Here is a 13,553-nt window from a genome sequence, read left to right as displayed (position 1 = left end):
GCCGCGCCGACCGGGCCGCGGCGCGGTGCGCGTTCGGAGCGTGGCCGCCGGGTGTGGAGCGTGGTGATCGTGGTGGGCTGCATGGCCCTTGCGATCGCGGTTCTGAGTCCGTTCCGGTTCTGGATCTGGCAGTAGCGGGGTCGGGCGGTAGCCGGATCCGGGGTGGGGAACCGCTCGTAACGATCTTCCGTCGTAGAAGGGGTGCGGGTGATTCCGCATGAGCGGGTGACTCCGCACGATGCGTACGAAAGTGGGGGAGCGGGAACGTGAAGTCAGCTGTGTCGCGTGGCGTGGTGGCTGTTTCGACCGTGGTGGTGCTTGGCCTTACGGCGGCATGCAGCGGTAGCGGCGGCGACGGCAAGGGTGATGGTGACGGCGCCGGGGGCGGGAAGCCGTCGAAGTCGGCTGAGGCGGGCACGTCCTCCGTCACGGCGAAGCTGGAGAAGGTGGCGCTCGCCTCTGGCGACGTCAAGAAGTACAAGGTCGAGGTCACGAAGGGGTCCGAGAAGTCTGCGGGGTCCGAGAAGTCCGGGGGCGAGGCCACGCCTCCCGCCGGACGCGTGAACCCGGCCGAGTGCCGCCCGCTGTCCGAGATGCTCACGGCCGCCGCCCCGGCGACGTCGAAGGCACACGTCAGCCGGACGCTGAGCCCCACCGATGTCGCGGACACCACGACGACCGAGGTCGTGCTGCTGGCGTACGGACAGGCCGATGCCGAGAAGGCCATGGACACGCTGCGCACGGCGACGAAGTCGAAGAAGTGCGCCACGTTCCGGGACGGCGGCCGCCGCTACATCGGGGTCCGGCCGCAGCCCGCGCCGGTCGGGGGTGACGAGGCCGTCTCGTACAAGCTCGCGAGCCGTTCCGGCGAGTTTCTCGACCGGGACCGCGTCACCGTCGTACGCAGCGGCTCGACGGTGATCGCTTTCCGCGCATCGAACGTCTTCGACCCGGAGTCGGCGAAGACCGACGAGGAGGGGGAGGCCGCTGGGCTTCCCGAGAAGTTCCGTGACGGGGTGACGGCCGACCCGAAGGTGGCCGACGCGATCGTCGACGCGCAGCTCGCGAAGCTGGCCGAGGCCAAGGCCAAGTAGAGGCGGTCGCCGGAGCGGCGACAGAGCGAAGGGCCCCGCGGGACGGATCCGCGGGGCCCTTGGCTGTCAGCACCGACGTCAGGGCAGCGTCGGTGCCGCGGAGCGGCGCCGGGGGGAGTGCGCCGCGGGCCTAGGGGCGCCGGTGGCCGACCCGGCGCACGAGGGGCGCACTAGTGGTCTCGACCAATGGCAATGGAGTTGTGCAGTGCCGGACGTGCGGCTGTCCTGCTACGCATCGTGCTGGATGCGCCGTGACCCGCGCAACCAGTTCGACGTGATCCGGACGAACAGGGACAGCTGGGTCTTTCGATGGGGACGGAGCAGCCGAAGAGCTGGGGGACCGGGGGACCGCGGGACGGTTGAAGGCGGCTGGGGACGGCCGGGGGGGGGCGGTATGGGGGACGGTTCGGGGGACTGAGGCCGGTCGGCTCCGGGCGTCCCCGAAGCCGACCGTTCCCTGGGTGACCGGGCTGCTGTCCCCTGCCGTCCGGTCACGTCTCTGGAGCGAGGTCCCACGGCGCACACGAGGTGTGCGCCTCATCGCTCCAGCGGAGCCACGCGTGGTTTTTCCGTGCCCGCCCCTGGCTGGCACGGACATCGGGACCAACGAAGCCGCTCCGGGCCCGGTCACGCGCCGTACGGGTGAGAGCGGACCCGAACTCAGGTCCGGTGGGACCCGGTGTGCCGTCGGGAGGTCTCAGACCCGGCCCCTGCACAGCTCCAGAAGCGTCATCGCGAGCGACGTGCCGGGCTTGCCGAGCGCGTCCCTGTAGTGGCCGAGGACCTCCATCTCACGCGAGAGATTGACGCGACGGCCGCCCGAGCTGATCCGGGCCTCCTGGATGACGGCCGAGACGGCCATCCGTTCCTGTACGAGACCGATGATGCGGTCGTCGAGTGCGTCGATGCGGTCGCGCGCACCCTCGATCACGTCGGCGGCCTCGGGGGTGCGGGCGCCGGTCTTGTCGGTCGTGGCGATGGTCATCTGGGGCTCCTCATCGGATGCGGATCTCGGCGGATCTCGGCAGATCTCAGTGGATCTAGGTGGATCTCGTATGGAGTGCCCCGGAGCGACAAGGTCCGGAAATGACAGAACGCCCCGGGCCTTGTCGGCCCGGGGCGCCTGGGAAGTCGCTTGTCAGTGGATCAAGCAGCTCGACCATGGCAGCCGGCGGGCCGGTTGCCATAGGTAAAGAGGAAGCTGAGGTGCTTGGTCACGAGGTCAGTATGCCCCCACGCGCGCGTGCCTGGTCAACACGGGTTCCGCCGCGGCTCGGATGCTGAGACGGCACGGGCGGGGGCGGGGCTCCGTCGGATGCGACGAAGGGGGTGCCCGCGAGCCCGTTAGAATCGACAAATACAGACCCCTGCTCACGCACGAGCCCCAGCTCACGCTCAAGCTCACGCTCAACGCCGGAAGGCCGCCGCCGTGCCATCAGCGTCCCCCGCTGCCGCAGCTCCCGACACCGTCCTGGTCGTCGACTTCGGAGCGCAGTACGCCCAGCTCATCGCCCGACGTGTCCGTGAGGCCCGGATCTACAGCGAGATCGTGCCGAGCAGCATGCCGGTCTCCGAGATGCTCGCGAAGAACCCCGCCGCGATCATCCTCTCCGGCGGCCCCTCGTCGGTGTACGCGGACGAGGCCCCGCGCCTGGACCGCGCGATCTTCGAGGCCGGCGTCCCCGTCTTCGGCATGTGCTACGGCTTCCAGCTGATGGCGACCACCCTCGGCGGCACCGTCGACAACACGGGCGCGCGGGAGTACGGACGCACGCCCCTGCACGTCTCCAAGTCCGGGTCGACCCTCTTCGAGGGCACCCCGTCCGAGCAGTCCGTGTGGATGTCGCACGGCGACGCGTGCAGCGCGGCGCCCGAGGGCTTCGCTGTCACCGCGTCCACGGACGTCGTGCCGGTCGCGGCCTTCGAGGACGACGAGAAGAAGCTGTACGGCGTGCAGTACCACCCCGAGGTCATGCACTCCACGCACGGCCAGCAGGTGCTCGAGCACTTCCTCTACCGGGGCGCGGGCCTGAAGCCCGACTGGACCACCGGCAACATCGTCGAGGAGCAGATCACCGCGATCCGCGAGCAGGTCGGCAACAAGCGCGCGATCTGCGGCCTCTCCGGAGGCGTCGACTCGGCCGTGGCCGCCGCCCTCGTACAGAAGGCCATCGGTTCGCAGCTGACCTGCGTGTACGTCGACCACGGCCTGATGCGCAAGGGCGAGACCGAGCAGGTCGAGAAGGACTTCGTCGCGGCCACGGGCGTGCAGCTCAAGGTCGTCGACGCGCAGGAGCGCTTCCTGAGCGCGCTGGCCGGGGTCTCCGACCCCGAGCAGAAGCGGAAGATCATCGGTCGCGAGTTCATCCGCGTCTTCGAGCAGGCCCAGGCGGAGATCGTCGCCGAGGCGCCGGGTGACCAGCCCGTCGAGTTCCTCGTCCAGGGCACGCTCTACCCCGACGTCGTCGAGTCCGGCGGCGGCACCGGCACCGCGAACATCAAGTCCCACCACAACGTGGGCGGCCTCCCCGAGGACCTCGAGTTCCAGCTCATCGAGCCGCTGCGCCAGCTCTTCAAGGACGAGGTGCGGATGGTCGGGCAGGAGCTCGGCCTGCCGGACGAGATCGTCCAGCGCCAGCCCTTCCCGGGTCCCGGCCTCGGCATCCGCATCGTCGGCGATGTCACCAAGGAGCGCCTCGACCTGCTCCGTGAGGCCGACGCGATCGCCCGCGAGGAGCTGACCGCGGCCGGTCTCGACCGTGAGATCTGGCAGTGCCCCGTGGTGCTGCTCGCGGACGTGCGCAGCGTGGGCGTGCAGGGCGACGGCCGGACGTACGGCCACCCGATCGTGCTGCGGCCCGTCTCGTCCGAGGACGCCATGACCGCGGACTGGTCGCGCCTTCCGTACGACGTCCTCGCGAAGATCTCGACGCGCATCACGAACGAGGTCGCCGACGTGAACCGCGTCGTCCTCGACGTGACGAGCAAGCCGCCGGGCACCATCGAGTGGGAGTAGCCCTCCCGGCCCTGCCGGTCCTCCCGGCGGGAGCCATTCCGCAGCGCTGAGACGGCGCCGTCCACCGAGGTGGGCGGCGCCGTTCGCGTACGTCAGGTCCGCCTGGTCGTCCGCGCAGGCGCACCCGGCTTCCACAGCTGCACCGCCAGATACTTCTCGTCCTCGATGTACGTCCGGACCACTTCCGTCAGTTCCGTGCGGAAGAGGTGGAACGCGTCCGGGTCCGGCGGGTTCACCTCGCCCGTGTACCGCGCGATGAGCTCGGGATCCTCGGCCTCGATCGCCCGCCCGGAGATCCGGATGTCGCCGCCGGCCATCTCCGTGCCCGCTCCCGGGTTCGCCTGGATCGAGAAGCGCGGATCGCGGCGCAGGTCGAGCGCCTTCATCGAGCCCGGCATCATGCCGAGCCACAACTCCCCGTACAGGAAGCGGACTTCGAGTCCGGTCGTGCGCGGCGATCCGTCCTTGCGGAGTGTGGCGAGGACGTGGTGCGTGAACAGGCCGAACCGCTCCTCGGCGGTCCGCGCGAAGGTGGGTTCTGCTGCGCTGAAGGCTGCCCAGTTCGTCGTCATACGGCGAGTGTCCCGCCAATACCCGACACCTGTTGTCCGGCTTTGCGCACTGATCTCTCTCCGGCGTCGCGCCCCGATTGCGCACTCTCTTCACAGGGAGCCCCTGTCTTCCTGCGCTGACCGGCGGTAACTTCCGCTCCGTACAGCAAGGGATGGAGGACACATGCAGGCGCCCACACCGATACCCGTCGAGCGGTTGCAGTTCGCGATGCCGCCGGTGCACGACTCGTTGGCGGACGAACGGCGCTACCGCAAGGAACGGCTTGCCGGGGCGCTGCGGATCTTCGGGCGGCTCGGCTACGAGGACGGGGTGTCCGGGCACATCACGGCGCGGGACCCGGAGCACGAGGACTGTTTCTGGGTGAATCCCTTCGGGATGCCCTTCAAGCACGTCACCGTGGGCGATCTGGTCCTCGCCAACGCGGAAGGGCAGGTCGTCGAGGGCCGCCACCACGTCAATCAGGCCGCCTTCACCGTCCACGCGCAGGCCCACCTGGCGCGGCCCGACGTCGTCGCCGTCGCGCACTGCCACTCGCTGCACGGCCGCGCCCTGTCCACACTCGGTGAGCTCCTCGATCCGATCACCCAGGAGTCCTGCGCCTTCTACGAGAGCCATGCGCTGTACGACGGCTACACGGGCGTCGTCGTGGACTCGGACGAGGGCCGGCGGATCGCCACCGCGCTCGGCGACCACAAGGCCGTCATCCTGCGCAACCACGGGCTGCTCACCGTCGGCGACTCCGTCGACGCCGCCGCCTGGTGGTTCCTCACGATGGAGCGCTCCTGCCAGGTCCAGCTGAGCGCGCGGGCCGCGGGCCGCCCGATCCTCATCGGCCACAAGCAGGCGGTGGCGACGCGCGAGCAGCTCGGCAGCGATCTCGTCGCGTGGATCAACTACCAGTCCCTGTGGCAGGACATCAGCCGCAGCGAACCGGACCTCCTTGCCTGAGCCGACGCCTCCCGCCGTCAACGCGCGTACGGGGAAATCACCCTCGCTGACCTGACCCGGGGGGCCCGATCGTCTTCCAGTACGGCACAATCCCCTTTCATCGCAAGGAAGTTCACGTTTCGGTGTTCGAACGAGGGCGGGGAAGGCGGCGTACGCGGTGGCGGTGCAGGAGGCGCGGCAGGGCGCACACGGGGGCGGCTGCACTTGCGGCGACTGCCCGCACGGTGCGCGCGAGGGGCATCGGCGTGCCGTGGCCGCATTCCTCGCCAAGCGAGATGAGCTGGCGGCGGGGCAGGGGCTGCCCGCGGCGGTCGCCCACTCGGCGGGCGCTTCCCGGCAGTGGGTGTCGGACGAGCTGACCCAGTCCGCGCGCGCCGTCGCCGAAGGCGGCCGGGCCGAGGGCGAGGCCTGGCTCGGCCTGCTGTGGCGGCGCACCGTCGGCGTCGTCTGGGTGGCCGTGGGCATCCTGCTCCTGGTCCAGGCGCTCACCGCGATCGGCACCGGGTGGACCCTCGCCCGGACCGCCGGAGTGCTCGCGGCCGCGGTCGTCGGAGGGCTGCTGACCGGCGCCGGATACGCACACCGGGCACGCGGCGGCATCCTCGCGCCCTTGATCGGCGAGGACAACCGCCTCTCCACCTCCCGCGCGGTGGCCGCCTGTTGGGTCCTCCTCGTCGTCTTCGCCGTCCTCGTCCTCGTGGGTGAGCTCGCCGGGGCGTCGGGGCACCGCGAGCGGGACCAGCTGATCGCCGGCCTCGACCTGGCCCGTGCCGCAGGCGCCGTGACCGTCCTCGCCGTGGTCTGCGGGGTCGCCGTGCTCGTACGCCGGGTGGTGGGCCTGCGCGTCCTTGGCCAACGGCTGCAGAAGGTCCCCGCCGACCGGCCTCGGGCCGCCGACCTGCTCACCGACGACGCGGGCCGCGGCAGCTTCGCGGACGCGCAGTACGTCCTGGTCAGCGCCGTCGCCATGGTCTTCGCCGCCGTACGCCTCGCACACCGTCCCGAGCAGCTGCCCGACCTGCCGTGGGGTCTTGCCCTCCTCGTCCTGGTGTCGGCGGCGACGTACATCGCGGGCAAGTACGCCGAGGGCGGCCGGCCCGTGATCCTCTCCGTGGTGCGCGCCCGCGAGGCGGGCGACCTCGACGCCCCCATCCGCACGGGAGACGACATCGAGATCCGCGGCGCCGGATTCGTGCCCCCTGGCGCGCAGACCGCCGATCGTCTCGCCCGTATGGTCGTTCGCATCGGAACCGTGCACGTCCATGTGCCGCTCGTCCCCGTGCCGGGCGGTTTCACCAACCCGACCGACGCGGTCCTGACCGTGCCCGTCCCGGTCGACGTGGAGCCGGGGCGCGTCGACGTCCAGGTGATCACGGCCGCGGGCGTGGAGACGAACCGCTGCACGATCGACGTCACGGACTGAACACCCCGGCCCGGCACGGGTTCGGTCCTCGCGAATTCGGTGCAAGCCACTGAGCAGGCCCCCCTGTTCGTACGTATCGTCAGATGACGGGTCCATGGGCGAAGCGGGTCAACGGGAGAGGCGGCGAGAGCGATGGCTCACGGCATGCGTACCGACAGCCACACCAGCTACGTCAGAAGCAGCGGCTGGCGGGAGAGCGCGTCCCGATACGCCCTGCTCCCGCTCCGGGTCTTCCTCGGCGTCACGTTCATCTACGCGGGCCTGGACAAGCTCACCGACAGCGCCTTCATGTCGGCCGACGGCGCAGGGTCCATCGGCGAGATGATGGAAGGCGTCCGCGACCTCTCCGCCGTCCCGGCCCTCGTCGACCTCTCCCTCAAGAGCCCCGTCGGTTTCGGCTACGCCATCGCCCTCGGCGAGCTGGCCGTCGGCATCGGCACCCTCGTCGGCCTGTTCGCCCGGATCGCCGCGCTCGGCGGTGCGCTGATCTCGCTCAGCCTCTGGCTGACCGTGAGCTGGTCCACCGAGCCCTACTACTACGGCAACGACCTGGCCTACCTGATGGCCTGGCTCCCGCTGATCCTCGCGGGGGCGTCCCTCTTCTCGCTCGACGCGATGATCGCCGCCCGACGCAGGCACGCTTCGGGACTCGGCTGAGCCACTGGCCGGACCTTCGGGGCGCTAGGCGTCCCTGGAGTCGTCGACCGGGTGGTCCGAGGCGCGGTCCGAGGCGCGGTCCGCCGTGCGGGCGGCGGGCCGGCCGCGTATGCCGTAGGACACGGCTGCCGCCGCGCCTCCGAGCAGCAGACCCGCCAGCATGAGCGGGAACGCCACGAACCACGGTGTGTCCCAGATGCCGCCCGCGTCGCCCGCGTAGGCGATGGCCGCTATCAGCAGGAACAGGCCAAGGACCAGCTTGCCGGGATGGAACTCATGACGTAGCACGGGTCACCTCCACCTGTCCGATGCCTACTTCGACGCGCAGCTCGAGCGTGCCGCCGTCCTTGCTGCCCGCGGGCGGGTCCAGCGTCACCGTCTTCTCCTTGCCCGGAGCGATGTCCACGTCTCCCTTGCGGTCGTCCGGCAGCTGGATGTCGCCGACACCCACCTCCACGTGCAGCTTCACCGTGCTGCCCTTCGGCACGATCACCTTCATCTGCCCGGCTCCCAGCTCGGCACTGGTGCTCAGCGTCCGGCCCTTGCCGGGACCGGCGCGGGTCAGGTCGAGCGTGCCGACGCCCGACCCCAGTTCGTACTGGGGCTTGACCTGCTCCACCGTCGTCGGTTTCCACTCCGTCTCCGCCCAGGTGGTGCTGATGTCCTTGGGCAGTGCGGCCGTGCCCGCGAGGAGCCCTGCCGTGATCACGGCGAGCACGATCGAGCCCACGCCGGTGCGCCCGAGGAAGGCGCTGAGAGCGATGCCGATGCCGAACACGCCGAGCGCGAGGGCGAGGCCGGTCTGCAGGCTGGTGCCGAGCGGCTGCTCCTCCCACGTGAGGCCGGTGCCGAGACCGCCGGCGAGCAGCGCTCCCAGGAAGACGAAGCCGCCGATCCAGCGCGGACCGCGCTGTTTGGGCCGGGGGGCGGTCTCGGGGGCCCGCCGGCGTGGCCGCCCGTGCGGAGGGTCGGGCTGATACTGGACCGCCACTCCCTCAGGCCCCCAGAAATAGCCCGAGATCCCGTCGTGCGTACCGTCCTTGACGATCGGGTCCCGCCACCACGAAGGGGCACCGGCCACCGGTGGCGCCTTCGCCTCGGGCGGGGCGTCCGCCACGGCCTGGGCCGCGACCGGGTCGGGGTCGGTCGTGCCGCGCTGCTGCGACCAGTACCCCGCGCCCGCGAGGAGCAGGGCGAGGACGGCCGCGAAGGTGAGCGCCCCGCCGTTGTTCAGCAAGGAGAGAAAGACGCCGCAGCCGACGAGCGCGAAGAGCACGGCCGTCAGGGCCTGGCCGTCCACCCGGCCGGAGAGGAGCCTGCGCGCCTCGTTCTCCTCCTCGTCCTCGAAGGGAACGAGCAGCCACGCGAAGCCGTAAAAGACAAGGCCGAGCCCGCTGGTGACGGAGAGGAGCGCGAGCCCGATCCGGAAGATCACCGGATCCATGTCGCAGTGCTGACCGAGCCCCGCGCACACGCCGCCCAGCTTTTTGTGCCGCCGGTCGCGGCGGAACGCCCGCACGGCCATCGGCCCGCCCGGCCCCTGCACCGTGGCGGAGAGAGGATCGCGCGGCGCGGCCTGCGGGCCCGTCCCGGCGGGCTGCTCGTCTGTCATGTGTCCATGGTGACGGGCCGGAGGCCGCCGCGGCAGTCGGGACAACCCTGGCCGAACCCTGAGATCGCCCCTGACACGCCCCTGCCCTGACCTCCACGCTCAACCGTCCGGGCCGGAGATCAGGGACGTCTCGGGGCCGACCCTGATGCCCTCGCCCGCGTACGCGTGTGAATATCGGAGACATGCCGGAAGCCGCAGCAGTATCCATCGAAGACGAGCGGCCGCTGCGAAAGCTCTATCGCAGCGGTGACGGCCGTTGGCTCGGCGGTGTCGCGCGCGGCCTGGCCGGTCATCTCGGGCTGCCCGTCGTCTGGGTGCGGCTGATCTTCGTCGGCCTGTTCATGGCGGACGGGCTCGGCGCGTTGCTGTACGCGGCGTTCTGGTTCTTCGTGCCGCTGGGCGTCGGCGGGGTGGACGCCCAGCGACCACCCTCAGCCGTCAGCACCGAGACGGCGTCCGACGGGCGCCGCAGACTCGTGGCCCGCAAGCCGGACAAGGGCCAGCTCGTCGCGCTGCTCGCGATGGTCATCGTCGCCATGGTCTTCGTCGGAAACGTGGATCTGGGCAGCTCGACCAAGGCCTATCTCTTCCCGACCCTGCTCGTCGCGGCCGGTGTAGCCCTGGTCTGGCGCCAGGCCGACAACGCCCGCCGGGCCCGCTGGATGGCCGTCGGCCGCCGCAGGCGCACCCTGACCATCGCCCGCGCCGGGGCCGGAGTGCTGCTTGTCGGCGCCGGTGTCTCCGGCATCGTCGTGCTGCAGGGCTCCACCTCACACCTCAGCTCCGTGCTGCAGGCCGCGCTCGCCGTGCTCGTCGGCGTCGCGCTGCTCGCCGGCCCCTATCTCGTGCGCATGATGCAGGACCTCTCCGAGGAGAGGCTGATGCGCATCCGCGCCCAGGAGCGGGCGGAGGTCGCCGCCCATGTGCACGACTCGGTCCTGCACACCCTGACCCTGATCCAGCGCAACGCCGAGAATGCCTCCGAGGTGCGCCGCCTGGCCCGCGCCCAGGAGCGCGACCTGCGCCAATGGCTCTACAAACCGGGGGGCACGGGCAAGGACGAGGCGGACGAGCCCGACACCCTCGCCGAAGCGGTCCGGCGCGACGCCGCGGAGGTGGAGGACAAGCACGGCGTTCCCATCGAGGTCGTCATAGTCGGCGACTGCCCGCTCGACGACCGGGTGACGGCGCAGACGCAGGCCGCGCGGGAAGCAATGGTGAACGCCGCCAAGTACGGTGGCGAGGGCGGGGCGGTGCAGGTCTTCGCCGAAGTCGAGGGGGAGACGGTGTTCGTGTCCGTCCGGGACCGTGGCCCCGGCTTCGATCTGGATTCCGTGCCGGACGACCGCATGGGCGTACGAGAATCGATCATCGGCCGGATGCAGCGCAACGGCGGCACGGCGCGGCTGCGCGCGGTGCCTGGGGGCGGCACGGAAGTCGAGCTGGAGATGGAGAGGACGGCGACGACATGAGCGACGCGAGTGAGCCTGTAGGGCCCAGGGGCGGGTCGGACGATGCGGCCGAGCCGTCCGCGGCCGAACCGACCACGTCGGCCGGGGCGACCGGATCGGCTCAGCCCGCCGATGCGGCCGGCGCGGCCGGTGCTGCCGTCGGCGGTGACCCGGAGAGCCGCCGTGCGCGCGTCGTCCTCGTCGACGACCACCGGATGTTCCGCACGGGCGTCCAGGCGGAGATCGGCAGGACCCCGGTCACCGGTGTCGAGGTCGTCGGCGAGGCCGCGGACGTCGACCAGGCGGTCACGGTCATCACGACGACGCGCCCCGAGGTCGTGCTCCTCGACGTGCACCTTCCGGGCGGCGGCGGGGTCGAAGTACTGCGCCGCTGCGCGCCGTTGATGTCCGACGCCGAGCGCCCTGTGCGGTTCCTCGCGCTCTCCGTCTCGGACGCCGCCGAGGACGTCATCGGAGTCATCCGTGGCGGCGCCCGTGGCTACGTCACCAAGACGATCACCGGCACCGACCTGGTCGACTCCATCTTCCGTGTGCAGGACGGCGACGCGGTGTTCTCGCCGCGTCTCGCCGGGTTCGTCCTCGACGCCTTCGCGTCGACCGACGCGCCCCCGGTCGACGAGGACCTGGACCGCCTCACCCAGCGCGAGCGCGAGGTGCTGCGGCTCATCGCGCGCGGGTATGCGTACAAGGAGATCGCCAAGCAGCTCTTCATCTCCGTGAAGACGGTCGAGTCGCATGTGTCGGCGGTGCTGAGGAAACTCCAGCTGTCCAACCGGCACGAGCTGACGCGGTGGGCGACGGCGCGGCGGTTGGTCTGACGGGGCTCAGCGGCCGTTCCTGACCGGGGCAGGGCCCAACTTCCGTACCGCCCAGCGGTAGTGGCCCGTCGCCTTGATGACGCCGATGAGGCCCGTGACCCACAGGATGAGGCCCGCTCCCATGCCGAGCGCGACATCGCTGTACGAGTCGCGTCCCGGTTCGGCGTAGGCGGCGGCCGCGAAGGACGCCCACAGGCCGAGCGCGCACCCGAGGAGGGACGAGAGCAGCCAGCACAGGCTCAGGCCGGGGGAGCGGAGAGCGGAGTCCGATGCCGGGTGGGCGTCCAGCGCCAGCCAGCTGTCGGTGAGTTCGCGGGCCTTGCGGTCGCTGCGGATGCCGACGACGACGCCGAACACCGAGGGAGCCAGGGCCCCGAGGCCCAGGACCGCGCAGACCGGGCCCATGACGAAGGCCATCGGATCGTGGTCCTCGATCATCTCGAGCGGCACCGTCAGGAGCGCCCAGCCGATGACGCAGCCGAACGCGAAAAGCCAGAGCAGCAGGATCCGGTGCACGCCCAGGGTTCGTCTGCGCAGCTCTTCGAGCGCCATGCCGCGGTCGTACAGCAGCGCGTTCCGGTCCGGCCAGGTGCGCAGATAAGCAGGTGGCGGAGGCGGCGGCAGCGTACGGCGGGGCATGGCCCTGACAGTACCTGTGGCGCCACGAAGCCCCTCACGCCACCCGCGCGGCCCCCGCGAACGGCATCTGGCTGATCGGCGCGAGGCGTACGGGCGCGCTCGGATTCGGGGCGTGGATCATCTGGCCGTTGCCCACGTAGAGGCCGACATGGCTGATGCCCTGGTAGAAGAAGACCAGGTCTCCGGGCTGGAGTTGGGAGCGCGGGACCCGTTCGCCCGTGTCGATCTGCGCGTACGTCGTGCGCGGCAGGTCGACGCCCGCCGAGCGGTAGGCGGCCTGGGTGAGGCCCGAGCAGTCGAAGGCGTTGGGGCCGGTGGCGCCCCATACGTACGGGCTGCCGAGCGCCTTGTAGGCGTATGAGACGGCTGCTGAGGCACGGGTGTTGGGGGCCTCGGCCGGGACGTTCCGGGAGGCGTCGCGGCCGGCGGCGCGGGACGCCCTGTCCTGCGCGCCGTCGCCCGTGAGATCCGCGCGCTGGTCACCGGTGAGCTGGGACAGCAGCCGCTTGGCCGCGTCGAGCTTTCCGTTGACCGTCTTCTTGTGCTTCTTCAGCTCCGCCTGGCGGGACTTGAGGTGCGTGAGGGTGTCGTCGGCCTCGGTGCGCAGCTGGTCGATCTCCTGGAGCTGCTTCTGCACGCCGGTGACGGTGGCGGCCTGACGGCTGTCCGCCCGGTCGGCGAGCGCGGCGCGCTCGAGGTACTGGTCGGGGTCGGAGGAGAGCGCGAGCTGGACGGCCGGGTCGATGCCGCCGCTGCGGTACTGCGCGGTGGCGATCGAACCGAGGCCCTCGCGCGCCGAGTTGAGCTTCTCCGTCTTGCGGGCCGCCTCGTCGCGCAGTTCGCCCAGGGACTTCTCGGCGCTCTCGGCCTTCTCCTTGGCGCCGTTGTACTTCTCGGTGGCGATCTCCGCCTCGCGGTAGAGCGCGTCGACCTTGGACTTCACCTCGGCCGGACTGAGCCGCGGATCCGCGTGTCCTGTCCCGTCGAAGGCGGTGGCAGTGGCGGCCCCGGCGAGGGCGATGGTGGCGGCGGTACGGGCCGTATGGCCGCTGAGCGAGCGCTGTCTGGGCTTGCGGTGCGCTGCCACGAAGAGGGCTCCTTAAGGTTCCGGCGGCGGCCCGCACAGGGGGAGCGGACCGCCGCCGGATTCTCGGCGGTGGTGTCCGACTGCCGCCCCTGGTCCGGGCGGCGGTGGGGAGCCGGTCACCTGACGAAGGACGCTAAACCTGGCCGTCACGGGTTGGTGACGGATTGTGCGCAACTGACGGAAGTGTGCCGTCGGTGACCGTATGTGACCGCGT

The 13,553-nt window shown here is 71.0% G+C and carries 13 protein-coding genes; 7 read left to right on the top strand and 6 right to left on the bottom strand.

What is annotated here, in order from left to right:
* The first annotated feature begins 293 nt into the window (after positions 1-293).
* A complete protein-coding gene (locus ABD378_RS17715; RefSeq protein ID WP_344521894.1) occupies positions 294-1,094 on the top strand; it encodes a hypothetical protein in 801 nt (266 codons plus the stop codon).
* A 697-nt stretch (positions 1,095-1,791) separates the two neighbouring features.
* Here ABD378_RS17715 and ABD378_RS17710 read toward each other — a convergent pair.
* Positions 1,792-2,124, bottom strand: a complete 333-nt coding sequence (locus ABD378_RS17710; RefSeq protein WP_344521896.1) for a chorismate mutase — start codon at positions 2,122-2,124, stop codon at positions 1,792-1,794.
* Between the two features lie 399 nt (positions 2,125-2,523).
* Here ABD378_RS17710 and guaA point away from each other — a divergent pair, with 399 nt between their 5' ends.
* Complete coding sequence (guaA, locus tag ABD378_RS17705) at positions 2,524-4,110, top strand: glutamine-hydrolyzing GMP synthase (RefSeq protein ID WP_344521893.1); 1,587 nt, start codon at positions 2,524-2,526, stop codon at positions 4,108-4,110.
* A 92-nt stretch (positions 4,111-4,202) separates the two neighbouring features.
* Here guaA and ABD378_RS17700 read toward each other — a convergent pair whose 3' ends face one another.
* Positions 4,203-4,682: a pyridoxamine 5'-phosphate oxidase family protein gene (locus ABD378_RS17700; RefSeq protein WP_344521892.1), complete on the bottom strand. Its 480-nt coding sequence runs from the start codon at positions 4,680-4,682 to the stop codon at positions 4,203-4,205.
* Between the two features lie 163 nt (positions 4,683-4,845).
* Here ABD378_RS17700 and ABD378_RS17695 point away from each other — a divergent pair, with 163 nt between their 5' ends.
* The 3 genes from ABD378_RS17695 (at position 4,846) to ABD378_RS17685 (ending at position 7,711) form a co-directional block, all read left to right on the top strand.
* The gene (locus tag ABD378_RS17695; protein WP_344521891.1) at positions 4,846-5,631 is read left to right on the top strand and encodes a class II aldolase/adducin family protein; all 786 of its coding nucleotides are present in this window, start codon (positions 4,846-4,848) and stop codon (positions 5,629-5,631) included.
* Positions 5,632-5,788: 157 nt separating this feature from the next.
* The gene (locus ABD378_RS17690; protein ID WP_344521890.1) at positions 5,789-7,054 is read left to right on the top strand and encodes a hypothetical protein; all 1,266 of its coding nucleotides are present in this window, start codon (positions 5,789-5,791) and stop codon (positions 7,052-7,054) included.
* Between the two features lie 132 nt (positions 7,055-7,186).
* Positions 7,187-7,711 carry a DoxX family protein gene (locus ABD378_RS17685; protein ID WP_344521889.1) on the top strand — a complete coding sequence of 175 codons (525 nt, stop codon included), beginning with the start codon at positions 7,187-7,189 and terminating at the stop codon, positions 7,709-7,711.
* 24 nt (positions 7,712-7,735) lie between these two features.
* On the opposite strand, the gene ABD378_RS17680 is transcribed toward ABD378_RS17685, so the two are convergent.
* Both ABD378_RS17680 and ABD378_RS17675 read right to left on the bottom strand, forming a co-directional pair.
* The gene (locus ABD378_RS17680; protein ID WP_344521888.1) at positions 7,736-7,999 is read right to left on the bottom strand and encodes a hypothetical protein; all 264 of its coding nucleotides are present in this window, start codon (positions 7,997-7,999) and stop codon (positions 7,736-7,738) included.
* On the bottom strand, positions 7,986-9,323 hold the full coding sequence (locus ABD378_RS17675; RefSeq protein ID WP_344521887.1) for a PspC domain-containing protein: 1,338 nt from the start codon (positions 9,321-9,323) through the stop codon (positions 7,986-7,988). Before ABD378_RS17675 ends, ABD378_RS17680 begins: the two co-directional genes overlap by 14 nt.
* Before the next feature lie 182 nt (positions 9,324-9,505).
* On the opposite strand from ABD378_RS17675, the gene ABD378_RS17670 reads away from it, so the two are divergent.
* Complete coding sequence (locus ABD378_RS17670; RefSeq protein ID WP_344521886.1) at positions 9,506-10,795, top strand: ATP-binding protein; 1,290 nt, start codon at positions 9,506-9,508, stop codon at positions 10,793-10,795.
* Positions 10,792-11,613 (top strand): LuxR C-terminal-related transcriptional regulator, encoded by an 822-nt coding sequence (locus ABD378_RS17665; protein WP_344521885.1) that lies wholly within the window; start codon positions 10,792-10,794, stop codon positions 11,611-11,613. Before ABD378_RS17670 ends, ABD378_RS17665 begins: the two co-directional genes overlap by 4 nt.
* A 6-nt stretch (positions 11,614-11,619) precedes the next feature.
* Here the strand turns inward: ABD378_RS17665 and ABD378_RS17660 are convergent, their stop codons facing one another.
* Entirely contained in the window at positions 11,620-12,252 is a 633-nt protein-coding gene (locus tag ABD378_RS17660; RefSeq protein WP_344521884.1) for a hypothetical protein, read from the bottom strand.
* A gap of 34 nt (positions 12,253-12,286) precedes the next feature.
* Complete coding sequence (locus tag ABD378_RS17655; protein WP_344521883.1) at positions 12,287-13,339, bottom strand: C40 family peptidase; 1,053 nt, start codon at positions 13,337-13,339, stop codon at positions 12,287-12,289.
* Between the last annotated feature and the right edge of the window lie 214 nt (positions 13,340-13,553).

Origin of the sequence: Streptomyces rectiviolaceus (assembly GCF_039533825.1) — a bacterium.
Lineage (GTDB): Bacteria > Actinomycetota > Actinomycetes > Streptomycetales > Streptomycetaceae > Streptomyces > Streptomyces rectiviolaceus.
This window is presented reverse-complemented; position numbering and strand designations above follow the sequence as displayed.

Bases quoted from the DNA above. Each gene is read 5' to 3' on its own strand.
- ABD378_RS17665 (WP_344521885.1), top strand. From the start codon at position 10,792: ATGAGCGACGCGAGTGAGCCTGTAGGGCCCAGGGGCGGGTCGGACGAT.
- ABD378_RS17675 (WP_344521887.1), bottom strand. From the start codon at position 9,323: ATGACAGACGAGCAGCCCGCCGGGACGGGCCCGCAGGCCGCGCCGCGC.
- ABD378_RS17670 (WP_344521886.1), top strand. From the start codon at position 9,506: ATGCCGGAAGCCGCAGCAGTATCCATCGAAGACGAGCGGCCGCTGCGA.
- ABD378_RS17660 (WP_344521884.1), bottom strand. From the start codon at position 12,252: ATGCCCCGCCGTACGCTGCCGCCGCCTCCGCCACCTGCTTATCTGCGC.
- ABD378_RS17695 (WP_344521891.1), top strand. From the start codon at position 4,846: ATGCAGGCGCCCACACCGATACCCGTCGAGCGGTTGCAGTTCGCGATG.
- ABD378_RS17700 (WP_344521892.1), bottom strand. From the start codon at position 4,682: ATGACGACGAACTGGGCAGCCTTCAGCGCAGCAGAACCCACCTTCGCG.
- ABD378_RS17685 (WP_344521889.1), top strand. From the start codon at position 7,187: ATGGCTCACGGCATGCGTACCGACAGCCACACCAGCTACGTCAGAAGC.